Below are 691 nucleotides of genomic sequence, written 5' to 3'. Positions count from 1 at the left end.
TTGGGGTGAAGTCGTAACAAGGTAGCCGTATCGGAAGGTGCGGCTGGATCACCTCCTTTCTAAGGATATTTAAAAAACGGAAGCGCCTGGTCATCGATGTACAGACTGGATGTCTCCTGACGAGATAAAGAAAACACGTTGAGCCCTTGGTGAAACGATGTTGACTTATCGCAGGAAGGAGAAGGAAGCCTGCTAGTCGATAGGCGCTGGAGCTAGATTAATACGAAGTCATACTTGGCTGTTTGGTTCAGTTTTGAGGGAGCAATTCTTTCAAAAACAGATGGGCCTGTAGCTCAGTTGGTCAGAGCGCACGCCTGATAAGCGTGAGGTCGGTGGTTCGAGTCCACCCAGGCCCACCATCTAGCAATTCTAAACGGGGCCTTAGCTCAGCTGGGAGAGCGCCTGCTTTGCACGCAGGAGGTCAGCGGTTCGATCCCGCTAGGCTCCATTTTGCACCTTGAAAACTAAATAAGAGATATTTCAAACGACATCAAAAATGAAAAGCGTAAGCGACTGCATAGCGGCGATACGCATAAGCAAGGAGCCGTAAAGCACATGTTTTTCGTGCTTGGAGTGTTCAATACTTATGACGCGAGCCGCTAGGAGCTGAAGCTGGATTAATGCAATTAGTTAAGTGATCAAGGGCGCACGGTGGATGCCTTGGCACTGGGAGCCGATGAAGGACGGGACT

2 tRNA genes and 1 rRNA gene are annotated in these 691 nt (G+C 49.8%); all 3 read left to right on the top strand.

Annotation, left to right across the window (positions count from 1 at the left end):
- Positions 1–59 (top strand): 16S ribosomal RNA (locus ACFSUO_RS04085); the annotation flags it as partial.
- 223 nt (positions 60–282) lie between these two features.
- Positions 283–359: transfer RNA gene (locus ACFSUO_RS04080), tRNA-Ile, on the top strand.
- 16 nt (positions 360–375) lie between these two features.
- Positions 376–448: transfer RNA gene (locus ACFSUO_RS04075), tRNA-Ala, on the top strand.
- Positions 449–691: the final 243 nt, after the last annotated feature.

The sequence above is a fragment of the Lentibacillus juripiscarius genome (assembly GCF_042685205.1).
GTDB classification, from domain to species: Bacteria; Bacillota; Bacilli; order Bacillales; family Amphibacillaceae; genus Lentibacillus; species Lentibacillus juripiscarius.
The sequence above is the reverse complement of the archived record's forward strand: the minus strand, read 5'-3'. Positions and strand labels throughout refer to the sequence as shown.